This window comes from Gilvimarinus sp. 1_MG-2023 (assembly GCF_030548285.1).
In genome coordinates, this window is the sequence record NZ_JAUOSC010000002.1 from 537,927 (window position 1) to 560,657 (window position 22,731).

Annotated in this window: 18 protein-coding genes; 14 read left to right on the forward strand and 4 right to left on the reverse strand. The window is 51.9% G+C overall.

The window, feature by feature from the left end; all coding sequences use genetic code 11:
- Positions 1-128 precede the first annotated feature (128 nt).
- The 8 genes from Q4563_RS05125 to Q4563_RS05160 all read left to right on the forward strand — a co-directional run bounded on the left by Q4563_RS05125 (position 129) and on the right by Q4563_RS05160 (position 9,131).
- On the forward strand, positions 129-2,165 hold the full coding sequence (locus Q4563_RS05125; protein ID WP_303603833.1) for a protein-disulfide reductase DsbD family protein: 2,037 nt from the start codon (positions 129-131) through the stop codon (positions 2,163-2,165).
- Positions 2,165-2,770 carry a redoxin domain-containing protein gene (locus tag Q4563_RS05130; protein ID WP_303603834.1) on the forward strand — a complete coding sequence of 202 codons (606 nt, stop codon included), beginning with the start codon at positions 2,165-2,167 and terminating at the stop codon, positions 2,768-2,770. The genes Q4563_RS05125 and Q4563_RS05130 overlap by 1 nt, the downstream gene beginning before the upstream one ends.
- Positions 2,771-2,972: 202 nt before the next feature.
- Positions 2,973-3,569 (forward strand): DUF938 domain-containing protein, encoded by a 597-nt coding sequence (locus Q4563_RS05135; protein ID WP_303603835.1) that lies wholly within the window; start codon positions 2,973-2,975, stop codon positions 3,567-3,569.
- 18 nt (positions 3,570-3,587) lie between these two features.
- The gene (locus Q4563_RS05140) at positions 3,588-4,004 is read left to right on the forward strand and encodes an MAPEG family protein (RefSeq protein WP_215978159.1); all 417 of its coding nucleotides are present in this window, start codon (positions 3,588-3,590) and stop codon (positions 4,002-4,004) included.
- A gap of 156 nt (positions 4,005-4,160) precedes the next feature.
- Positions 4,161-4,730 (forward strand): hypothetical protein, encoded by a 570-nt coding sequence (locus Q4563_RS05145; protein WP_303603836.1) that lies wholly within the window; start codon positions 4,161-4,163, stop codon positions 4,728-4,730.
- A gap of 18 nt (positions 4,731-4,748) precedes the next feature.
- Positions 4,749-6,032 (forward strand): flagellar assembly protein T N-terminal domain-containing protein, encoded by a 1,284-nt coding sequence (locus Q4563_RS05150; RefSeq protein ID WP_215978161.1) that lies wholly within the window; start codon positions 4,749-4,751, stop codon positions 6,030-6,032.
- 83 nt (positions 6,033-6,115) lie between these two features.
- The gene (locus tag Q4563_RS05155; RefSeq protein ID WP_303603837.1) at positions 6,116-7,315 is read left to right on the forward strand and encodes an NAD(P)/FAD-dependent oxidoreductase; all 1,200 of its coding nucleotides are present in this window, start codon (positions 6,116-6,118) and stop codon (positions 7,313-7,315) included.
- Positions 7,316-7,379: 64 nt separating this feature from the next.
- The gene (locus Q4563_RS05160; RefSeq protein WP_303603838.1) at positions 7,380-9,131 is read left to right on the forward strand and encodes a phosphotransferase; all 1,752 of its coding nucleotides are present in this window, start codon (positions 7,380-7,382) and stop codon (positions 9,129-9,131) included.
- On the opposite strand, the gene Q4563_RS05165 is transcribed toward Q4563_RS05160, so the two are convergent.
- The gene (locus tag Q4563_RS05165; protein ID WP_215978164.1) at positions 9,106-11,301 is read right to left on the reverse strand and encodes an FdhF/YdeP family oxidoreductase; all 2,196 of its coding nucleotides are present in this window, start codon (positions 11,299-11,301) and stop codon (positions 9,106-9,108) included. The genes Q4563_RS05160 and Q4563_RS05165 overlap by 26 nt on opposite strands.
- Positions 11,302-11,316: 15 nt before the next feature.
- Positions 11,317-12,111: a substrate-binding periplasmic protein gene (locus Q4563_RS05170; RefSeq protein WP_303603839.1), complete on the reverse strand. Its 795-nt coding sequence runs from the start codon at positions 12,109-12,111 to the stop codon at positions 11,317-11,319.
- 78 nt (positions 12,112-12,189) lie between these two features.
- On the opposite strand from Q4563_RS05170, the gene Q4563_RS05175 reads away from it, so the two are divergent.
- Both Q4563_RS05175 and Q4563_RS05180 read left to right on the forward strand, forming a co-directional pair.
- Positions 12,190-12,915 carry an SIMPL domain-containing protein gene (locus Q4563_RS05175; RefSeq protein ID WP_303603840.1) on the forward strand — a complete coding sequence of 242 codons (726 nt, stop codon included), beginning with the start codon at positions 12,190-12,192 and terminating at the stop codon, positions 12,913-12,915.
- A gap of 71 nt (positions 12,916-12,986) precedes the next feature.
- A complete protein-coding gene (locus Q4563_RS05180; RefSeq protein ID WP_215978167.1) occupies positions 12,987-13,967 on the forward strand; it encodes a GGDEF domain-containing protein in 981 nt (326 codons plus the stop codon).
- Here the strand turns inward: Q4563_RS05180 and fghA are convergent.
- Positions 13,927-14,763 (reverse strand): S-formylglutathione hydrolase, encoded by an 837-nt coding sequence (fghA, locus tag Q4563_RS05185; protein ID WP_215978168.1) that lies wholly within the window; start codon positions 14,761-14,763, stop codon positions 13,927-13,929. The two genes, Q4563_RS05180 and fghA, sit on opposite strands and share 41 nt — an antisense overlap.
- An 18-nt stretch (positions 14,764-14,781) precedes the next feature.
- The gene (locus Q4563_RS05190; protein ID WP_303603841.1) at positions 14,782-15,900 is read right to left on the reverse strand and encodes an S-(hydroxymethyl)glutathione dehydrogenase/class III alcohol dehydrogenase; all 1,119 of its coding nucleotides are present in this window, start codon (positions 15,898-15,900) and stop codon (positions 14,782-14,784) included.
- A gap of 119 nt (positions 15,901-16,019) precedes the next feature.
- Here Q4563_RS05190 and Q4563_RS05195 point away from each other — a divergent pair, with 119 nt between their 5' ends.
- The 4 genes from Q4563_RS05195 (at position 16,020) to Q4563_RS05210 (ending at position 22,720) form a co-directional block, all read left to right on the forward strand.
- Complete coding sequence (locus Q4563_RS05195; protein WP_215978170.1) at positions 16,020-16,913, forward strand: LysR family transcriptional regulator; 894 nt, start codon at positions 16,020-16,022, stop codon at positions 16,911-16,913.
- A gap of 430 nt (positions 16,914-17,343) precedes the next feature.
- Positions 17,344-19,470, forward strand: a complete 2,127-nt coding sequence (locus Q4563_RS05200) for a methyl-accepting chemotaxis protein (RefSeq protein ID WP_215978171.1) — start codon at positions 17,344-17,346, stop codon at positions 19,468-19,470.
- A 264-nt stretch (positions 19,471-19,734) separates the two neighbouring features.
- A complete protein-coding gene (locus tag Q4563_RS05205) occupies positions 19,735-21,480 on the forward strand; it encodes a sensor domain-containing diguanylate cyclase (protein WP_303603892.1) in 1,746 nt (581 codons plus the stop codon).
- Positions 21,481-21,574: 94 nt separating this feature from the next.
- Positions 21,575-22,720 carry a helix-turn-helix domain-containing protein gene (locus tag Q4563_RS05210; protein WP_215978173.1) on the forward strand — a complete coding sequence of 382 codons (1,146 nt, stop codon included), beginning with the start codon at positions 21,575-21,577 and terminating at the stop codon, positions 22,718-22,720.
- The last annotated feature ends 11 nt before the right edge of the window (positions 22,721-22,731 follow it).

Genomic DNA, 22,731 nt, shown 5'->3' on the forward strand with positions numbered 1-22,731 from the left:
ATGTGAATAACAAGGGCATCGTATTATTAATAATAGTTATTATCGTTTTATGACAACACAGTTTTCGATACGCATACAAAAACAAATTAAGCCTAGCCTGTTCTAGCGTGCAAAAAAGGCAGCTCACGATGAAGACTATGACAATAAAGCTTTGGGGCCTCTTCTGGCTGTTGCTCAGCTCACTAAGCCTGGCCCAGAGTGGCGCCAGCGACGATCCGTTGCGCGCCGCAGGTGACCACGTCGAGGTCACCTGGCTTGCACCGCAAAGCCTTGGCGCCGAGAGCACCACGACACTGGGGTTTTATTTTAAGGTGGCGCCCGAGTGGCACGTCTACTGGCGCAACGCCGGAGACTCGGGCGCCGCCCCCCGCTTTGACTTTACCGCGACCGGCACTGACGTCGGCCCCATTCAGTGGCCATTTCCAACCCGCTTGCCCATTGAGCACCTCACCAATCTGGGCTACGAAGGCAACACGGTGTATTTATTCGATGTCATCGCGCAAGCCGGCGCAGAGGAGGTGGCGCTCGAGGTCGATTTGGAATGGCTGGTCTGTAAAGTCGATTGCATCCCGGGCTTTGGGCAAATGGCTCTCACCATCCCGATTACCGGGCAAACACGCTGGAACCCAGACGACAAAGCTCTGCTCGACCAATTCCAGCAGCGCGTGCCGCAAAGCGGCGACAAAAGCCCGTGGAAGATCACCGGGCTCTGGCCTGAGGGCGAGCAAGGCTTACAGCTGACCATCGACTCCGATCAGGCAGCGCCGCCCGCCTCCTTCCCCTTAGATGGCGACATAATCACTGCGCGCGAGCCGGTCGCACAACCCACCGAAAAAGGCTGGCAACTAAGCTTCGAGCGCCAGCCCGGGGTGGCGCTTCCTGCCAGCACAGGCTTTGTACTCAGCGACGGGGAGCGCGCCTGGTCTTTGCCCGAGATTGCTATAGGCTCACCACCGCCCCCCGCTGTTGCTACGCAATCGATCGCGCTCCTGCTAGTGGCGGCTTTTGTGGGGGGCATTATTCTCAATTTAATGCCCTGTGTATTTCCGGTTTTGTCGATCAAGCTCTTTGGCCTGATGAACTCCAATGCAACCGCTGGCGCCCGCACCCGCGAGGGGTTGCTCTACGGCGCTGGGGTACTCGCCACCTTTGCCGCTTTAGGCGGACTGCTACTGGCCCTGCGCGCCGGAGGCGCCGCTATTGGCTGGGGCTTTCAGCTGCAGTCGCCCGTCGTCGTTCTGGCACTGATTGTGTTGTTCTGGCTGATGGCTCTGGCCTTTAGCGGTGTTTTTGAATTTGGCCACCGGCTTATGAATCTGGCGGGCAGTGCCTCGGGCGGCTCCTTCGCCACCGGCGTATTGGCGGTATTTGTGGCCGCCCCTTGCACCGGCCCCTTTATGGGCGCCGCCTTGGGGGCGGCGGCCGTACTTCCGGCCATTTCAGCCATGGCCATCTTTATCGGGCTCGGCGCCGGACTGGCAGCGCCCTTTTTACTGCTTTGCCTGTCGCCGGGCCTGCTCCAACGATTGCCCCGCCCCGGCCCCTGGATGGACACACTGCGACAATTTTTTGCCTTTCCCTTGTACGCCACCGTACTTTGGCTAGCCTGGGTATTGGGACGCATTATGGGCGACAGCGGCTGGCTTCTGGCGGGCACGGTACTGCTGTCGCTGAGTTTCTGCATATGGCTGGGGCAGCGAAGCGGTAAACTCTGGCGCGCCCTGGCGATAGCCGTATCGATTGCCACCTTAACGCTGGCCACAACAACCTTGTACCACAGCGATAACAGCTCACCCGCAGAGCCCGCCACAGACCTTTGGCACAGCTACGACAAGGCGCGTATCGACCGGGCGCTAAACGAGGGGCAAGCGGTTTTTATCGACTATACCGCCGCTTGGTGCATCACCTGCCAGGTCAACAAAAAGCTGGTTCTGGATACTGCCAATACGGCTGAACTGTTTCGCCAACACAACGTATTGGCGATTCGCGCCGACTGGACACGTCACGATGCCAATATCACCCAAGCACTGGCTGCACTGGGGCGCAATTCGGTGCCAGTGTACGCTTGGTATGCGGCGGGCGAGTCAACCCCACGGCTCTTGCCCCAACTATTGCAAGAGCGCATGATTAACGAGCTTTTTACCAAACCGACAGGAGATCAATAATGAACATCCTTAAGCAAGGTTTACTGGCCAGTCTTCTCTGTGTACCCGCTCTGGCATTTGCCGTCGCCACCCCCGGCGAAACGGCGCCAAGCTTTTCCGAGGTCGATGCCGAAGGCAATGTGCACGCGCTTTCAGACTACCAGGGCGAATGGCTGGTACTGGAATGGTTTAATAAAGACTGCCCGTATGTTCGCAAGCACTACGGCAGTGGCAATATGCAGGCGCTGCAAAAAAAGTACACCGAGCAAGACGTCAATTGGCTCACTATTATCTCCTCGGCCAAAGGCAAACAGGGCTATTTGGACGCACCACAGGCGCAAGCTGAAGCCAAGGCTCACAAGATGCAGAACAGCGCGCCCATTTTACTCGACCCGGACGGCAGCATGGGGCGGGCCTTTGGTGCCAAAACAACCCCGCACATGTACATTATTAACCCCGCCGGCGAGGTGGTTTACGCCGGAGCGATTGACGATAACGACTCGGCCAACCCAGCCGTGATTGCCGAGTCGAAAAACTACGTTGCCGCCGCGCTGGACGCCGCCTTGGCGGGGGAGCCGGTTGCAGAACCTGCAACCCGGGCCTATGGGTGTAGTGTTAAGTATTGAATAGAACAATAACAATGAGGTGCTGGCGCCAATGGTGTTTACGCTGAATGCTGAACGCTGAACGCTGAACGCTGAACGCTGAACGCTGAACAAAATTGTGAGCGGGCAGCGCTTTAACTTGGCAACCCTTAAGGCTTGCTTTTGCGTTCAGCGTTTGTCGGCTACATTTTTCTTACTAACCAAAATACAAAGACGACCAGTTATGTCTCTACCTTTTTCTCAAGCCTGTGAAAACAATAAAGACCCGATTCTCAATGTCTTAACCGAGGTTTTCTCTGACCGCCGCCGTGTTTTGGAGATCGGCTCGGGCACGGGGCAGCATGCGGTGTATTTTACCCAAAACTTGCCTCATCTTATTTGGCAAACCAGTGATCTGTCTGTGAACCACGTGGGTATCAACCAGTGGATCGATCATCAGCCCAGCGACAACCTGCTGCGACCGACGGTTTTTGATTTACGTCAGCCTGTCTGGCCCACCGGCATTGATGCAGTATTTTCGGCCAATACCGCACACATTGTCAGCTGGCCGCTGGTTCAGGCGTTATTTACACAGGTGGGCCAACACCTCCCCCCTGGGGGAATCTTTGCGCAGTATGGGCCTTTTAACTATGGCGGCCAGTACACCAGCGACAGCAATGCCGCCTTCGATCAAATGCTAAAAAAGCGAGACCCGGACAGCGGCATCCGCCACTTTGAGGAGATCTCGCAACTGGCCGAACAAAACGCTCTAGTACTGAGTAAAGATTACCCCATGCCAGCGAATAACCGACTGCTGGTTTGGACCAAACTCACCCGCTAGCCCAAAGGAAGACGCACTATGAATTACGATTATTCGATTACTTTTATCGGCACCTATATCGCTCTGGTAACGCTGTTTATTCAGGCTGTTGTGGCGGCCGGCAGCAAGGCCAAACAACCCGGTGCCGTACCGGGCAAAATCAGTGATGAACTGTCACACGACTCTTTTGTATTTCGCGCCCACCGCACGTTTATGAACTCGCTGGAAAATATGCCGCTGTTTATCGGCTCGGTCTTTCTCGGTGTCTTTGCCGGCGCTCATCCGCGCTGGTTGGGCATTTTGGTAGTCACCTACGCCCTTGCCCGTTTTATTCATATGGCGCTCTACTACGCCATTGCCACGGAAAAGAACCCCAGCCCGCGCAGTTATTTTTACGGTATCGCCCTGCTTGCCCAAATAGGTATGCTGGTGTTGATTGGCGCCGCGCTGGTTTAACTCAACCCCTCGCGCCCTGTGATGTTCAGGGCGCCCCCCTCTGCTGCACTGCAACAATCCCACCCACAAACCCCTAAATAATCCTTGGCAGCTGCCGATACCGATCTTATAACCGATAGAACCGGACTAATGATCCCAGCTCAAGGAACCCAGAAGATGACCGTTCGCTTTTTAAAATACTTGTCTTTACTTACCATCAGCAGCCTGCTGGCAAGCTGTGGCATTATTGAGTGCCGTATTTGTGGCGGCTATAACAATGAACACGTACAAGCGGCTCATGTGCAGGTTGAGCCATTAACCATCGCCGCTACCGGTTATGGTGCCATTGACCCAACCCTGGCCGGCAATGTGCCGCAACAAAAGCTGATGGCTCTGCGCGCCTCAGAAGTCGAAGCCTACCGTACGCTGGCAGAAAGGGTACGAGGGGTACAAATATCGGCCAACACCACTGTCAGTGACTTTATTACCGACGCTGACCGCATGAGCGCTCTGGTCGATGCCTATACACTGCGCGAATCTCGCATTGTGACTCAGGGAATGAACAAAGAAGGCTACTTTGAAACCACGGTATCCATCACGCTGGGTGAGCAGTTCTTCCTCGCACCATTGGCTACGATGCAGGGGCAAACCTATGGTTCTACTCGCGGCCAGCATTATCCCGATCAGCGCCAAGTCGTGCGCACGCATAGCACAGTAGAAACACATTACGACACCGGTGCTCACTGACACTAAAGGTAAGGACTCATGCACAGGTTTAAGACGCTTGCATTACTCGCCACGCTCAGCTGGAGTTTGATTATTGTACCCGCTGCGGCAACCACCATTACTGCCCAAGGGCGCAGTGCACTCAGCGAGGGCAGCTTATCTGAGGTGCGCCAACGCGCTATTGAGGATGCCGCCCGCACCGCACTGATGCAGGCGGGCCTGCAGGTCAACGCCTCCACTGTGGTGGTCAATGCCGCTGAGGTGGACGACCAAATCCGGGTTAGCACCAAGGGCCAGCTAAAAGCTTTAAAAGTGATTGGCGAGAGCCAAAAAGACGGTATCTATCAGGTGACTGTCAGTGCCGAACTGGCCCCGCAAGCGATAAATACGTGCCCCAGCAGCGATTATCAAAAGTCTCTACTGGTGACCGCCTTCAACGTCAAAAGCCCAACCCACAGTCGCGTGGGTGAACTTAACAATGCTGATACCGCCCTTTCAAGCGCCATGGCTGAAAGGCTTTACCCCAACCACCAGCTACAGGTTCAAACCCAACCCGAATTATTACTGGCCAGCACCAATCGGTTAATGAGTAATCACTACGAATTATTTAACGCGGTTCAGCAAGTTGCCAACCAGTATCAAGCTCAATATGTGATGACCGGCTACATCGAAGACATGTCGATGGTCAACGGCCACGGTTACTACCGCAGCAACAGCCTGGGACGCGCCTCTAACCGGGTGGCCAGTACCGTCAAAGGCTGGGTGGGCCAATCGCGTGATGACATTCGTGCCCGCCACTTCCGTTTTCGTTTAATGCTGCACGACGGTGTCACCGGCGCTCGTATTTTCGATAAAAGCTATGCCACTCAAGGGTTATGGACTGCCGACTACACCGCGCGCACCGGCTTTGCCAGTCCCGAATTCTGGAGTACCGATTACGGCCATAAAACCAGTGAATTAATCGACCAGGCTGTAGCCGATATCGGTCAAAAAGCCCTGTGCCAACCCTTTATGGCACCGTTAAAGGTCTCCGCCCATGACCAGAACGTCTACCTATTGGCCGGGGCGAACAACGGCGTCGATGTGGGCGACAGCTTTACGGTTTACGCCCAGGGTGCAGCGCCTTTTGCCAATATTCAGTATTACGGCACTCAGGCACTCGCGCCCACCACCTATAAGCGCTTGGATCAAACCGAGGTGACCCTCACGATTACCCAAACCTACCCAGGCTACAGCGTGGGACGCTTTGATGGCGTTTTACAGCCGTATTTGCAATATATGGCAATGGCAGAGCCTGTGACCGACGACGCTTTCAGGCACTAGCCCTGCAAAGCTCTAGGTAACGTATAATAGCTCCCTTTTGACCGGAGCCGGCGCATCTAGCCCGGCCCGCAACGGGCGGCAGAATGCAAACCTTTGACTGTATTATTATTGGCGCCGGCGCCGCCGGGCTTATGTGCGCGGCCACGGCAGGGCAGCGGGGCCGCTCGGTGGCGGTGCTTGATCACGCCAATAAAGTCGGCAAAAAAATCCTGATGTCCGGCGGCGGGCGCTGTAATTTCACTAATTACGATATCGGCCCCGACAACTATCTCTCGGCCAATCCCCACTTTTGTAAATCGGCCCTGTCGCGCTACACCCAATGGGATTTTATTTCTCTGGTAAGCGAGCACCAATTGGCTTACCACGAAAAAACCCAAGGCCAACTCTTTTGCGACAACAAAGCCAAAGATATTCTGAATATACTCTTGGCCGAGTGCGACAAGGGCGCGGTCAGCATACAAACCGGCTGTGACATACACGCCATCACCCCCATCGAAGACGGCCCCCTGCGCTATCAGTTAGCCACCTCTATGGGCAGTTTCGGCTGTCAGTCACTGGTGGTGGCCACCGGCGGTCTGTCAATTCCCACCATGGGCGCCAGCGGTTTTGGCTACGATATCGCCAAACAGTTCGGCCTCAAAATTAAGGCGCGCGAAGCGGCGCTGGTGCCTTTTACCTTTAAAGGCGAGACGTTAACCCTGTGCCAATCGCTAGCCGGGGTGTCACTGCCGGTAAACATTACTTGTAACGAGCAAAGCTTTCGCGACAGCTTACTGTTTACCCATAAAGGCCTCAGTGGCCCCGCCGCTTTGCAGATTTCCAACTACTGGCACAGTGGTGAAACTCTCGCTATAGATTTTTTACCCGGCGCGAGTATCACTCAGCACATAGAACAATGGCGCCAGCAAGGGCAAAAGGCATCGCCGATCAACCTGTTAAGCCAGCTCTTACCCAAACGTTTTATTCAGCAGTGGATGGAGTATCAAGGGCTGTCTGCGCTGATGCAAAAAGAACTCGTCCAGTGGCGGCGGGAGGATATTGCCAGCCTCAGCCAAGCCCTGCAGCACTGGCAGACGATCCCCAATGGCACCGAGGGGTATCGCACAGCAGAGGTGACCCGCGGCGGCATCGACACCGACGGTGTATCGTCCAAAACCTTTGAGGCCAAAACTGCCCCGGGGCTCTATTTTATCGGCGAAGTGCTGGATGTGACCGGTTGGCTGGGCGGCTTTAACTTTCAATGGGCCTGGGCCAGCGGCTATTGCTGCGGACAACAGCTCTGACTTCACTTGACCGAACACCCTAGGTACACTGAGTTCGCCCACTATTTCGCTGAGGTACGCTTTTTTGCAGCAGACGACAAACACCCCACACTGGCTCTGGCAGTTGGCTCAGCGTTTAATACAGTTGACGCCCTTTCGCTCCAGCCAAGCCATTGCATTAACGCTAATCGCTCAAACAGCACTGATGCTGGGCATGCTATTGCCCGTGAAAATTGTCATGCTGTTGGGAATGGAGACGATACCTAGCTATATGCCGCAGCTGGTTCAGCAGTGGTCGCGCGAAGCTCTGATTCTGTCTCTCAGTGGGCTTGCCGTGATCTGCTTTCTTATATACTTGGTGGGCGAGAAGTGGGCTACTAATCTCATTAACTCCTCAGTGCGAAATATTGTAGAGCAGGCTGGAAAAATCGTACTGTTTGAAAATCAAGAACAGGTCGCAACCAACACCTACACTAAGGTCATTAACTCACTTGCCGGCATTATATTTATGCTGGTATCCCTTGTAGTATTGAGTTTTATTTATCCATTAACCAGTATTTCGACCATTGCGGTCATTGCGGCCTCAGCCCCAGCAATTCCTGTTTTGGTTCGCCGCGCCCGCCAACACAATCAGCCCAAGCTGTTAATTCAAGCACTACAAAATATTAACAATCTTGGCTTTTTACTTATATTCGCTATCATCGTAGTGGATCATCTGTACTTTTCTGGGCCCTCGCTTCTGTTTACTATTGCCACCATTATTTTAACCAGACAGGCCACCAGTAAATTGATCATCAGTGTGGCCGACCTAGCCAATACCGCAGAACTGCGAGAAAAAAATTCAGCGTTATTTTTTCATGACCATGTTTTAAATAGCCACACCCCCATCAATTCAGAGGGGATATGGGCACTGCTGGAGATTCCGAACCGAAAGCATTGGCTGTGTGATTTATTGGAACAGGCAAGCGGAGAACGCCCTGCCACCGATACACTGAGCATTCACTGGCTACAATCGGGAATACCGAACACCTTTGCTTTTTGGGTGGAGGCAGACAAAGAAAACTACATTGTTAAAATTTACGATAAGCCCCGCGCCTTACAATGCAACCATGAGGCGACCCTATTAACCTCGGAGTCGGCAGCGCAGCTGCCCGCCCCAGAGCTATTATTCACAGGCGTACACAAAGAATTTCGCGTCAACGTTTTACGCATCGCCACAGGCTATACACCATTAACCAATCGCTCTGAATTCGAAGCCATTGCTACTGAACTTCAGCAGACGCTGGCCGGATGCCTACCGCCAACATCCATAACCGCGCCTTATTTACGCTCGCACCCACTGCTCTGGAAGAAACTGGATGAAGCGCTGGTAAGACCATTACTGCTAGCGTGTCATAAAGACGAACGCGAGCAGGTCGCGAGTCTATTAAACAATATAAGTTTATTACGGAATACGCTCGCCAATTTACCTACAGCTTTTCAAAACAATACGATTAATCCGCATAACATTTTGATTAAAGAGGGACAGAGCCCTATCACTTGGCAGTGGGGGCAATGGGGTTTAGATGTGTTTGGCTGTAATTTCCCCGCCAATAAAAAAGGATTTTCACAAATCCAAACCGCTATCACTTTACGATATAAGAACGATCAGGCACTCAATACAGTGCCAGCCAGTGATATAGAGCTTGCTAGCTTTACCAACGCACTCTACTACTGCCTTAAAAGCCAGCGGTTTAAAGACGCTTTAGAGTTAGTGCCTCAAATCAATCAGCGGCTGGCTGAAATGCCCGCCGCACTCACCAACGAACCTCCTAGCTCGTCGCAATCTCCAACTTAACCGGCACCGACTTAAAGGCAGGTGTTTTACTGCGCGGGTCGTGCTCGGTGTCAATTAAGACGTTGGCCTCGGGGTAATAAGCCAGCACGTTGCCAGATGGCAAATCAAAGGGCACCACTTCTAGCCCAACCATTTCACCTTGCTGTGATTTGACCGTTACCCGGTCGCCGCCTTCTAAGCCAAGCTTTTGGCAGTCGTGATGGGAGAGCAATACCGTCCAGCGCGATTGCGCGCCACGATAGCTGTCGCTCTGCTCATAAATGATGGAGTTAAACTGGCCTTCACTGCGAATACTCGCCAGCGTAAAGGGATACTCCAACTGTTGTTTTTCATCTTTTTGGCTAAACAGAAATCGCGCGCGACCAATATCAAAAATGGGTTCGTGTTTAATGCGACCACCGACGCTAAACTCCTGCTTAGACTCGTCGATATCGGCCAGTGCTTCCATCCCCGGTATACAGCTGGCAATCGCCTCACGAACATGACGGTGCTCTTTAAACAGCGCAAAATCAAACGGCGCTTGCTCTAATAACCGGCTGCCTAAATCGGCCAAAATCTCGACCTCGGAGCGAACATTGTCTAAACGTTTTATGCCGCCGTCACTCAGGCGTACATAGTTAAACATGGACTCTTGGGTAGTACTCTGTGGCTCCTCGTCGCGCGCGGCCACGGGCAGTACCATTACATCACCGGACTCGACCCCATTAACATGACCTTCATTCAGTGTAGTGGTGAGAAATAGCTTAAATCCGACAGCGTCCAACGCTTTGCGAGCGAAATCGCTATTGGGGGTTGCCGAATATAAGTTGCCGCCCATAATCAGAGCGGCATCCATCTTGCCTTCCAGCGCGGTGTTAAGGCACGCAAGAGTATCCATACCGCGCTCTGTCGGCAGGGTAACCGCAAACTTATCCTCCAGCGCAGCCAGTACATCTTCTGCCAACACGGGCTTTACCCCGATACTGCCAATACCCTGCACATTGCTGTGACCACGCAAAGGCAATAAACCCGCACCAGGCTTGCCCAGCATACCGCTCAGTAGGGCGAGGTTAGCAATGGCTTCGACATTTTCCACCCCGTTTAAGTGGTGGGTAATGCCCATGCCCCAACTGAAAATGGCATTGTTGGCGTCAGCAAGTTGCAGGGCGATACTTTCTATGTCCGTTTTCTCCACTCCACACTGGGCTATTATCGCATCCCACTCAAGCGCGGCTATTTGTTCGGCGTAGCCATCGAAGTCTCGGGTGTACTCAGCGATAAAGGTGTGATCTTGACGGCCCTGCTCCAGCAGCGCCTTGGCAATACCATTGAGTAGCGCCAAATCAGAACCGATATTGGGCTGTACAAAGGTCGACGCAATCCAGGTACCGCCACTGACCATCGAGCGCGGGCTTTTCGGCACGGCAAAACGTACCAACCCGGGTTCTTTCGCCGGATTAATCACAATGACTTTGCCGCCGCGGTCGCGACATTTTTTTAGTTGGTGAATAAACCGCGGATGATTGGATGCCGGGTTGGCGCCAATCACAAAAATTAAATCGGCATATTGCAAGTCGTCCAATGCAACCGTTGCCGTCCCAGTGCCGATACTGTTGCCAAGACCAACGCCTGTAGCCTGGTGGCAATAATAAGAGCAGTTATTGACGTTGTTAGTGCCGTATAGGCGCGCCAGCAATTGCAGAACAAAACCGGCCTCATTGGAGGAGCGGCCCGAGGAGTAAAAAAAGCTGCGTTCAGGGGGTGCAGCGCCGAATCGGTCAACGGCAATATCCAAGGCGTCCGACCAACTTAATACCTGATATTTATCTTGCCCTTTGGGCTTAAAAATCGGGTTGTTTAATCGCCCTAAACGCTCCAACTCGTAGGCGCTTAGATCTTTAAAATCGTTTAGATCATGGTCAAACAGCTCTACGGGAATCGGCGGTTGAATATCGGTTGACTGCGCCTGAATACTTTTATTACATACCGAGGGAAACTCATCCGCCTCGTTCGTCATGCCGCCGTGCTGACCGCCCATCCCCAAACCACAGGCTTTGCAAGCATTGCGACTTTTGAGAGCCTTGGCAGAATTGGCCAACCCAATACGCTGAATGGTCTTTAAAGTGTAGAGAACTTTCTTGGGGCCACCGCCGACAATTTTAATAGATTGTTTCTGAGCTTCATCCAACATTTTTGCTACCCATGGTTATCGCCAATCAGAAAGGTGATAGCGTGCCAATATTTTTTCTAACTCACCATTAGCTCTCATTTCTAACATTGCTTGGCTTAAAATATTGGCGTATTTTTTGGAATTTTTATCGGCCGGTGAAAAAGCGATATATACCTTGCTAAATCGATCCGTGGTTGGTACGTAGCCGGCCAGTTTCACTTTACCTTCTATGTCGGCTTGCGCTATTTTTTGCCGCATAACCGTTTCATCCTCAACTAACGCATCAATGCGTTGGCGCAATAACATGGCCAATCCGGTATCCAGGGGTTTATCGCCACGGATAACTGAAATCATTTCTTTACTGCTGTCACTGTCAATATATTGAGTTAAAGCAGGACCATAACCATAACCGGCTAAAATTCCTAACTGCACCAGTGATAATGAGTGTAGGCCTTGAAACTGCCAAGGTGAGTCGGTGTTTACCCAAAAACCATTGCGCATTTCACCTTGCTCAAGACGGGGAAATATAAAGTCTGGTGCTTCAGCTTTAGAAGCGCCAATCGTCGCATGGTATTTCCCATTGCGAGTCTCGCGCAGTGCACGCAACCAAGGCAAGGTAGAATAGTGAATATCCACCCCCTGCCCGGCAAAGGCGCGGGTCATAATTTCCACCATAAATCCCGGTTTTTCGCTGTTGGGTTCACAGTTATAGGGGCACCACTCATCGGCAACCAAGTGCAGTGTTTGAGCACGCCCCTCACTCGCGCCCCAAAAAAGCACGATGGCAAGACAAATCCGGCAGAAAAGGGCCGAATGCGAACTTTCTGACATATAACCAATCCAAAAACAAAATATTCACTGCGCAATGTAACCTTTATACCATATAGATAATGCCCCTTGGAGTAAGTTATGCAACGTATTCTTTTCGCGCTTTTGCTGTTTACCAGCCTGATAAACAGCAGCCACGCCCAGCAAGATCCGGGCTTTGCCCACCTTACGGTCGCCGGCGAGGCCAAACTGGATGTGGCGCCAGATACCGTAACCTTAAAATTTCAAATCATGGAATATTCAAAGAGCGCCCAAACGGCGGTCGATACAGTGACTCAACGAGCGGCTGATATTGTCGAAATGGTGGCCCAGCAAGGGTTAGAGCGAGAGCATATTGAATCTTGGGCAATCGATAAACGCCCGCGACGCAGTCATCAGCCCGGCGGCAATCAACCGTTGATTACCGGTTACGAAGTGACACAGAAGTTTACTTTAACAATCGAGGGGCTGGATGCTTACCAAGCCATCGTCAATCACCTAATGCGCATGCCCAACACCACCAATCTCAATGCCACTTTTGACGTCAGTAAACGCGAATTAATCACCGCTCAGTTAACAGAGCAAGCAGGTGCCGACGCCCGCCGCAAAGCTCAGGCGTTGGCCGGTGGGCTCGATGTCGAACTGGGCCGGGTTTATTCAATTACCGATCAACACGCAGGGCTTGCTCCTTACCCCAAGTTTGGCGTCAATGAAGCACAGTTTCGATCTATGGCGGCGGGGGCCCAACAACCCCAATTTGAGCTCTTCGCCCCTCAGAGCATTACCCTCAGTAAAAAAATTCAGGTGGTTTTTGCCATCAAGGAGTAACGATTTTTGTCAGCCTGCCACGGGGCTGCTATCTTTATTAATACTATAAAGACGCCCTATGGACGTACCACTTGATCACGACTCTTCGCAATAACTTTCGCCAGGCGATGATGCTGTTGCTATCCGCCTGCGCGATTATCGCCATTACACCCCTTGCGATGATGCGAGCACTGGCTGGCCAATGGTTATTGGCCGGGCTCGATGCAGTCATCGTTTTAGGCATGCTTCTTGTTCTGCGCTACAACCTACGCCACCAACACAGCCTTGCAGCCCGCCTAAGCAGTGCGAGCTTTTACTCGATAGCGGGAATCACCATGGTGTATTTTAAATTAGACGTCATGGTTTACTGGCTCTTCCCTGTGGTTATTGCCAATTTTTTCTTACTCTCGCTCAGGCAAGCTATTGTTATTAATTGCGCCGTATTGCTTGTAATTGCCCCGGCAGTATCGGGCTTTACCAACCCCTCAGAGCCAATCGACTTTTATGTTGCCCTTATTCTAGTCTGTGCCTTTGCCGGTATTTTTTCCTGGAAAACAGAAGATCAGCGCCAACAGCTTGAGCAATTGGCCCACCACGACCCACTTACCGGCATGGGCAATCGACGTAAGCTTTTTTCTAAACTGGGGCCAAACAATGCAAAATACACCGGCTCCATGGTGCTGATGGATCTGGATCACTTTAAAGCTATTAACGATGAGCTCGGACACGAGCGAGGCGATACCATACTCCAACAAATTTCTGCCCTGATGACCAACAAGCTGCGCCAAAGCGATGAGCTGTACCGCTATGGCGGCGAGGAGTTTTTAGTGGTGTTAAACAACACAGGCCTCAGCAACGCCTGCCGCATCGCCGAACTACTGCGCCGAGAAATTAACGAGCAGTTGTCGATAACCGCCTCATTTGGCTGCGCGCAGAAGCACCCCGATGAAGACTGGGACAGCTGGATTGCCCGGGCCGACAAGGCGCTGTATCAGGCCAAAAACGAAGGGCGCAACTGTGTGCGCCCGGCACCTACCAATACCGACTGTGAAAGCGCAGATGCTCTTCCATAAAGCTCGCAATAAAGTAGTAGCTGTGGTCGTAGCCCTGCTGCATGCGCAGAGTTAATGGATAGTCAGATTGCTCGGCCGCCTGAGTCAATGCTTGCGGTTTAAGTTGCTCACTCAGAAAGTTATCACTTGTACCTTGATCAACCAACACAGGTGTCTTACCACCGCGAGCCATTAATACGCTGCTGTCGTAATCGCACCACAATGATTTATCTTCTCCCAGGTATTGGCTAAAAGCCTTTTGCCCCCAGGGGCAATCCATCGGGTTTGAGATTGGGCTGAATGCGGTAATCGAACTGTATTTGTCCGGATTTTTTAAGCCGATGGTCAATGCACCATGCCCCCCCATAGAGTGGCCGCTGATGGCGCGCGCCTGGCTCACCGGGAACACACTTTCGACCAATTCGGGCAGCTCATGGACCACATAGTCGTACATACGGTAGTGTTGCGACCAGGGAGCTTGTGTGGCGTTGAGATAAAAGCCCGCGCCCAAACCAAAATCGTAGGCCGCTTCCGGGTCATCGGGAACGCCATCACCCCTGGGGCTGGTATCCGGCGCCACCAGGGCGATACCGAGTTCAGCCGCAATACGCTGCGCCCCTGCCTTTTGCATAAAATTTTCATCGGTGCAGGTCAGTCCGGACAGCCAATACACTACCGGAACCGATTGCCCCGACGACACCTGCGGCGGCAAATAAACGGCAAAGCGCATAGCGCAGTTCAAGGTCGATGATTGATGACGGTACTGCTTATGCCAACCAGAAAAACATTTTGTGTTGGATACCACCTCTAGACTCATACAAGCTCCTGGTATGTACTATTTGGCAAAATGAATAACGCTGCGTATGCTCTCACCGGAATGCATAAGTTCAAACGCGTGATTAATATCATCCAAACCCATGGTATGGGTAATAAAATCGTTGAGCTTAAACTTGCCGGCCAAATAATCCTCGACAATACCTGGCAACTCCGAGCGCCCCTTGACCCCACCAAAGGCTGTGCCGCGCCAAACCCGTCCAGTCACCAACTGAAACGGCCGGGTACTGATTTCCTGACCGGCACCGGCGACACCGATAATGACCGACTCACCCCAACCTTTGTGGCAGCACTCCAGCGCAGAGCGCATCACATCAACATTGCCGATACATTCAAACGAATAGTCAACACCGCCATCGGTAAGCTCGACAATCACCTCTTGAATCGGTTTATCGTAGTCTTTTGGGTTAATGCAGTCGGTAGCCCCCAGCTTCTTAGCTAAGTCGAATTTACTGTCGTTAATATCCACCCCAATAATACGCCCGGCACCCGCCATGGTGGCCCCGATAACGGCCGATAAACCAATACCACCCAAACCGAAGATAGCCACCGTGTCGCCCGGTTCCACTTGCGCGGTATTGAGCACCGCCCCCATACCCGTGGTGACCCCGCACCCCAGCAGACAAACCTCTTCCAAGGGCGCAGATTGATCGACCTTAGCTAATGAGATTTCTGGCAACACGGTGTACTCAGAAAATGTGGAACACCCCATATAGTGGTAGATAGGCTCGCCGTCTTTATAAAAGCGAGTCGTGCCATCAGGCATTAGCCCTTGGCCTTGGGTTTCGCGTATCTGCTGGCAGAGATTGGTTTTGCCGGACAGACAGAATTTACATTCGCCGCACTCGGGGGTGTACAAAGGAATCACATGGTCGCCCACCGCGACACTGGTAACCCCTTCTCCAACCTGCTCAACAATACCGCCACCTTCATGGCCGAGAATAGCGGGCCAATTACCTTCCGGGTCGTCACCGGACAAGGTGAATGCGTCGGTATGACAGACCCCACTGGCGATCACCCGCACCAAAACCTCACCGGCCTTGGGCGGCATAACATCGACCACTTCAATACTCAATGGCTCGCCTGGGCCCCAGGCCACTGCAGCACGCGATTTAATCATGGCAAACCTCACAATTGGCTAAAAGAAAGGAGACTGTTTAGTCTATGTCCCCATTGTAATTATTTTTATCTGGATAATAATACAGCCTACAAGTAAAACATTTTTACAGCAGGGTAATAATGGGCAATTGGGAGGGCATCAGTGAGTTTGTCGCCGTGGCTGAAACCGGGAGTTTTACCCGTGCCGCCCAACGTCTGGGAACATCTGTAGCCCACATTAGCCGCCAAATAAAAGCCCGCGAACAAAGGCTCAATACACGCCTGCTTGATCGCACCACGCGCAAGGTCAACATGACCGAAGAGGGGCGGGTCTTCTACCAGCATTGCCGGCAAATTCTCGACGCTTTAAGCAGTGCCGAAAACGAGCTGGCCGAGCTGCAAACCAATCCCACCGGAATACTGCGATTGACCGCCCCGGTCACCTTTGGCGAAACATACATCGCCCCACTGATTAACGATTTTGCCTTGCAACACCCGCAGTTGCGCATTGATTTGACACTGAGTAATCAACGCCTAGACCTAATGGATGAAGGCCTAGATTTGGCCGTGCGACTTGGCCCACTGGAAGATAGCCGCCTGATTGCCCGTTTACTGGCCGAGCGCACCCCCATTGTGTGTGCCGCGCCCGGATATCTAGCCCGCCACGGTACGCCGCACACGCTAAGTGAATTAACCGACCACAACTGCCTGCTGGGTACGCTGGATTACTGGCGCTTTAGTGAAGCGGGACGAGCCCGCAATGTGCGTGTTAGCGGTAGCCTTCGATGCAACAATGGCCCCAGCTTAGTCGATGCGGCCCGCAAAGGAATTGGTTTAATTCAATTACCGGACTACTACTTAACCTCCGAGCTGGCCGAGCAACGGCTGATACCAATTTTAAAGACCTATTCCCCCGCCCGCGAAGGAATTTGGGCGCTCTACCCTCCCACGCGCCGGCTATCACCCAAAGTTCGACTGTTAGTACACCATCTGGAATCTCAGCTACCGAGCCTTCTTAATCGCACGGTGTCATAACCATAGCCGCACCGAAAAGTGGCAAAAACAATTAAGGGCACTTCTATTAAATCAAAGCCGTCTCTACGCGAGTCCAAAACGCTCACTCCGCTAGCCGCTCTTAGCCGTAAGCCCTTAGCAATAAGAGCAACGACGCGGATGGACGTTTTGGCCGCGCCCTGCGGGGTCTTCAGGGCTTCCCGACTCTGTGTTGGCTCCGCTAGACGGGCAACCAGCGCGCTTTCACGAAGCCGCCTTGGGCTCGAAAAGCCCTGAAGGCCAGAGGCGATTCTGAATTAATAGAGGTGTCTTTATACCTAAAGAAAACCCGCAGCGACCGATAACGTTGTAAGGCGCGCCTCTGTACGCGGTAGATAACCGCCCCGCGTCATCATTATGTCGCCAAACTCATCTACACTTTAATCTCAATACTCACGACCAAGGACTCCCCATGTTCAGAACCTTGAAGGCCAAATTGCTGGGCGCCATAGCCGTTGCGTTAGTTTTATTACTCTCGGTCTTGGTGACCCAGCTGGTGTCTGGCCTCAACGGTATGAAAAGTCAGCTGTTGGAGCAAACCCAGGCCGCCATGGAGGACGAAGTACTGGGGCGGCTTAACAGTGAAGCGGCCAGCCTTGGCAATAGAGTCGCCGGCTACATGAACAGCCTATTCCGGGTGACCGAGACTCTTGCCGGCGAACTCTCTCTGAGTGCAGCGAATGAACAACACCGCCTCAACCGGGCACAAGTGAACCTTCTTACCGAAGCCACTCTGACGCAGCACGCCGACATCAGCGCTTTGTACGCACAGTTCGAAGCCGATGCCTACGATCGACAAGACACACAATTACTCGGCAGTGAGCAGGTGCATACGGTAGCCAATAGCGGCGCCCTGGAGATTTACTGGATACGGGATCAGGCCGGGCAAGTTCACCAAGAGCGCGTCGAAGACTCAGAAGAAAAATATCTCGACACCAGAGACGAGTTTGGCCAGCGCGAGGCCGAGTGGTTTTTATGCTCAAAAGACACTCGTAGCGCCTGCGTGCTAGAGCCATACTTTTATGAAATCCGCCCCGGTTACAGCGAATTGATGACTAGCTTGACCAGTGCCATTACTGTTGCCGGCGATTTTCGCGGTGTGGTCGGAATTGACGTCAACTTGCCGGTCATACAATCCTTAATTGACGAGTTACACCGCGAGCTTTACGCCGGCCGCAGCCGCATCACACTTTTGAGCGAAAAGGGCTTAATTGTCGGCTCCAGTGAATACACCGACAAGCTGACCCGCCCCCTTTCTGAAGCGCGGGACACTTATGCCGAGCAGCTGACTAATTTGCACCAAAAAGCCGATTCAACCCTCAAGCGCGATGGCACCTACTATGTTGCTCAACCACTGTTTATAGAGGCCTCCGATTCGACCTGGTCACTGTTAGTCGAGCTGCCAGAAGAGGTGGTATTGGCCACCACCAGCCGCCTGACCGGCACCATTGATAACAATGTCGCGACCCTGCTGCGCAACCAAACGGTTATCTCTTTGGCGATCTCTCTGGCCATTGGCGTTGCACTGTTATTATTGGTGCAGTCGATCGTCCGCCCCCTGCGCAAGCTCGATGAGCGGGTGCACAATCTGGCGAGCCAGGAGGGGGATCTCAGTGCCTCCATTGACGTACAGACCCACGCCGAGTTGATGTCTTTATCGCGGGGCTTCAATAACTTTATCGCCAAGCTGCGCCATATGGTGAATGAGTTAAAACAAATTGGCTCCGATGCACACCAATCGGCCGAGCAGATCACATCGATCAACAAGCGCGCCGCCGAGGCCACCCACGAACAACAGCGGGAAATCGACAGTGTGGTGACCGCCACCAACGAGATGTCACAAACGGCAACCAGTGTTTCCCAGCTGGCCGCACAAGTATCGGAAAATGCCACCACTTCCCTGGATACCGTGGTTCAGTCGCGTGAAGCGCTGGCAAGCTCTGTCGAACGAGTGGAACAGCTCACCGGTGAAATGCTGACCGCCAGCGACAGCATTCGCGATGTGGCCGCACGCACAGAAGATATCAATCGAATTCTCGATGTTATTCGCGCCATTGCCGAACAAACCAATTTACTGGCCCTCAATGCGGCAATTGAAGCGGCACGAGCCGGCGAACAGGGCCGCGGCTTTGCCGTTGTAGCCGACGAGGTGCGCAACCTGGCCAGCAAAACTCAAAACAGTACCGACGAAATTAATGATTTAATTTCTAGCTTAAAAGAAGGGGTCAATCGCTCTGTGGCGGTCATCGCCAGCAGCGCCGAAAAAGCCGAAGACACTAAGGCCAATACACAGGCCTCCTTCGACTCACTGTCCACGGTGGTGGCGGATGTAAACTCTATTGCCGACAATATTACCCAAGTCGCCACCGCCGCCGAAGAGCAGAGCGCCGTAAGTGAAGAGATCAGCCGCAATCTGACGATAATCGGAGATAAAGCAAACCAGCTAGCCGCTATGGCCAAAGAGTCTGATCAAACCGGTGTTGAGCTAGACACCATCATGCAGCGGTTGGATGACCAGCTCAGCTCACTCAAAACTTAACCTGCGGCTTATTACGATTGCCACATCAACCTTAGACACGCGCCCGACAGCTTCCACCGGGCGCGAGCTCGCCGCCGGTTAGCGCTTACCTCACTATACACATTGAGCTGCCGTGGCCCCTACCCGACTAATCTAAGTAGTCCTCTCGATCACCACGATTGTTTTTCCCTCAGACAACGCAACACTCATGCGGTAAACTACAATGGTATTTATACCATACACCTTAACAACAAGATTAAGAGTCAATGGGGGCCCCAATTGCGCGTGCACACTCGCCGCTTTTTTGCGTTATATGCGCTCATGACTTTACTGGGGCTAACTCTGGCCAACCAGCAAGCGGCCGCATATAACCTAGAGCCGACCCGTACCCTCAAAGATCTCGACACCCAAATTTTATTAGCGGTAGAACCCCTTACCATAGACCAGGCAACAACAGACTTGCGCTGGCAAGAGTTTCAACCTCGTGACAATAATCAAGGAATCAGTGATAAGCATTACTGGGTAAGATTTAGCCTGCATAACCCAGAGCCGGAAGACCGGGTAGAAATTCTGAGCACCGAGACCAGTTATTTGGACCATATGGCCGTCTATCTGCGCCGCGACAGCGAGTCCAACTTTCAATCACACAGCCTCAGCGATAGAGAGCCCTTCTCAAGTCGCCCCGTGTTTTATCGCACCCTGGCTTTGCCTATTGTTTTACCGGCGGGAACCAAAACCGAGATTTATATCCAAGCCTACCACACCAAAGCCGACTCACTTACTATGGGCTTTAAGCTGGAGTCCCCTTCGCGTTTTGCCACCAGGCAGCAGCAAGAGCACCTCAGCTTTGGGCTTTTTTACGGCGCTCTGAGCATTATGGCCCTGATGGCCAGCATATTTGCCATCACCCTAAAGCAGCGCAATGCGGCCTATTACGCTTTATTTCTGCTCAGCAGTATCGTCTTTTGGTTAATGCTTAACGGGTTGGGGTTTCAATACCTCTGGCCCGAAGCCCCCTGGTGGCACAATGAAGGCTTCCACCTTGTTTACTTGATATTTGTTATTTGTGCGCTGCAATTTAGCAAATCTTTTTTACAGCTTCAGCTTTTATCGCCACATCTTAATGTAGTATTTATCGCCATTCAGGCCGTCGCGGGAACAGGCATAATTATCCGTCTAATCGGCTTTTATGAGCCCATTTTGACACTCTCATACGGCTTGCTGGCGGCCCTTGCACTCATTCTCCCGGTTGCCAGCTTCGCAGTGTGGCGCAAAGGCCTCGATTACGCCCTGTGGAGTCTATTGGCTTGGTTGATATACGCTGCGGGATTGATTTTAAGTTTAATCAGCGCCGCCACACCTCTATTCAACTGGGGCATGACACCCCTATTTTATGTCCAGATTGCAGCACTTCTGGAAACTTTATTTTTAATGATTGGCCTATCTAAATGGTTAATTCAATTAGAGTCAGAACGTCAACAAGCCATCACACAGGCCAGCGAAGATCCTCTGACGGGTCTGGGCAACCGACGTCGCCTGCAAATTGCATTTACCCAGCTAAAAGACCGCATGGCCATCGATCAAAGACCTGCCTACGTATTAATGATTGATTTGGATTATTTCAAACAAGTGAATGACAACTATGGCCACGAAGCTGGCGATCAGGTACTCAAAGATGTGGGAAGATTATTATTGCGCACCTGTCGCGACAGCGATGTAGTAACACGATATGGCGGGGAAGAGTTCGCAATTTTATTGCGCGCCAGCGAGATAGACTCCGTAATACAGATTGCCGAACGCATACGCATCGAGTTTGAATCAACACCGACGCAATATAATTCTAGCAAAATCGCACATACTCTGTGTTGTGGCATTGCCGAAGTAATGAACATCGAATCCCAGCCCAGCGTGCAAGATATGATGCGCCACGCCGATGCTGCACTCTATCAAGCCAAGGCGGCCGGGCGTAATCAAACGTATGTGTACCCTCACGAACATAAACTTAACCATACTCAACTGACTGTATATTGATTTATCATTGCTAAGTTCATTCAAGGTCATATACTGTATGAACATCTAATAAAAACGTAGAGCTATCTCTATTTACCTGCGATAAAAATTCATTATGGAAGCTTACATCTTCAATTTTCACGACGTCATCGTTTTTATGACGATCATTGAGTGCATCATGCTGGCACTTTTTCAGTGGGCTTTGCCGACCGCACGTAAAACGGCCAGTGGAGCATTAATTGTCTTCTTGCTCTCAATTGGTCTGCACAGCCTTTGTATACTTCTCTTGTGGAATGATTTGGTTCACACCCTCGACTTTTTTGACTTAAACGTCGTACCTTATTTACTTATGTTGGCTGCATTTAGTAAAGGGCAAGCACTCTATTTTTATGTTGCATCGCTAACAGAACATGACTTTAAGCTAAGAAAGAACCAACTTGTACATTTATTACCCTTGGCCCTTAGCTGGCTTTTATTGTTAGTACTACAAATTGATAGCGATGCACTGCGCTGGCGGGCGGACAATCAATCACAACTGTCCATTACCGTGGTGAATTTTATTTGGCATAGCTCAAAAGTCATTCCGTTTATATATGGATTAGCCGCTGTACATTTGGCGCGCCGGTACTACCTGTCACTCAAAGATCAATACTCTTCGTTCTCAAGTGGCGAGCCCAGCTGGCTGATAGTGCTAACGGTTGGATTTTTGCTGCATTGGATTTTTTCACTGGTCGTTCATGTTGGCGCCCAATTCAGCACCATCAGCCTTTCCAATTATTTAGGTATCTCTGAAAATTATGTCGTTTTCGTGCTGATCAATGGCCTTTTTGCCTACAGCGCCGCCTATGCTCACAGAGTATTAACGACAAAACCTGTGACCCTTAAAACGGTTCCTGAAGATCAGCCGAATGATGCTGCCATTGTGAAAGTCAAAAACGGCATGGAGGTTGACAAATTATTCTTACAACAAAACCTGAACATTGAAGAATTTTCGAATCAAATAAATCTACCCGCCAGGGATGTGTCCGGCGTAATCAATAAACATTTTGGCACCAATTTTTTTGAATTTATGAATTCTTACCGGGTAGAAGAAGCCAAAAGGCTATTGTTAGACCCTGCCCACAAGCATCTAACGATTCTCGATATTTTGTTACAGGCAGGGTTTAACAGTAAATCAGCGTTTCATCGCTTCTTTAAGCGACTGGTGGGGATATCCCCCTCTGAGTACAGAAAACAATCGGCAGGGAAAGGGGAGCGATAAACGCAGGTTTG

What these genes read in the sequence shown, in the direction of transcription:
- Q4563_RS05125 (WP_303603833.1), top strand. Translation starts at nt 129, where the DNA reads ATGAAGACTATGACAATAAAGCTTTGGGGCCTCTTCTGGCTGTTGCTC.
- Q4563_RS05130 (WP_303603834.1), top strand. Translation starts at nt 2,165, where the DNA reads ATGAACATCCTTAAGCAAGGTTTACTGGCCAGTCTTCTCTGTGTACCC.
- Q4563_RS05135 (WP_303603835.1), top strand. Translation starts at nt 2,973, where the DNA reads ATGTCTCTACCTTTTTCTCAAGCCTGTGAAAACAATAAAGACCCGATT.
- Q4563_RS05140 (WP_215978159.1), top strand. Translation starts at nt 3,588, where the DNA reads ATGAATTACGATTATTCGATTACTTTTATCGGCACCTATATCGCTCTG.
- Q4563_RS05145 (WP_303603836.1), top strand. Translation starts at nt 4,161, where the DNA reads ATGACCGTTCGCTTTTTAAAATACTTGTCTTTACTTACCATCAGCAGC.
- Q4563_RS05150 (WP_215978161.1), top strand. Translation starts at nt 4,749, where the DNA reads ATGCACAGGTTTAAGACGCTTGCATTACTCGCCACGCTCAGCTGGAGT.
- Q4563_RS05155 (WP_303603837.1), top strand. Translation starts at nt 6,116, where the DNA reads ATGCAAACCTTTGACTGTATTATTATTGGCGCCGGCGCCGCCGGGCTT.
- Q4563_RS05165 (WP_215978164.1), bottom strand. Translation starts at nt 11,301, where the DNA reads ATGTTGGATGAAGCTCAGAAACAATCTATTAAAATTGTCGGCGGTGGC.
- Q4563_RS05170 (WP_303603839.1), bottom strand. Translation starts at nt 12,111, where the DNA reads ATGTCAGAAAGTTCGCATTCGGCCCTTTTCTGCCGGATTTGTCTTGCC.
- Q4563_RS05175 (WP_303603840.1), top strand. Translation starts at nt 12,190, where the DNA reads ATGCAACGTATTCTTTTCGCGCTTTTGCTGTTTACCAGCCTGATAAAC.
- fghA (WP_215978168.1), bottom strand. Translation starts at nt 14,763, where the DNA reads ATGAGTCTAGAGGTGGTATCCAACACAAAATGTTTTTCTGGTTGGCAT.
- Q4563_RS05190 (WP_303603841.1), bottom strand. Translation starts at nt 15,900, where the DNA reads ATGATTAAATCGCGTGCTGCAGTGGCCTGGGGCCCAGGCGAGCCATTG.
- Q4563_RS05195 (WP_215978170.1), top strand. Translation starts at nt 16,020, where the DNA reads ATGGGCAATTGGGAGGGCATCAGTGAGTTTGTCGCCGTGGCTGAAACC.
- Q4563_RS05200 (WP_215978171.1), top strand. Translation starts at nt 17,344, where the DNA reads ATGTTCAGAACCTTGAAGGCCAAATTGCTGGGCGCCATAGCCGTTGCG.
- Q4563_RS05210 (WP_215978173.1), top strand. Translation starts at nt 21,575, where the DNA reads ATGGAAGCTTACATCTTCAATTTTCACGACGTCATCGTTTTTATGACG.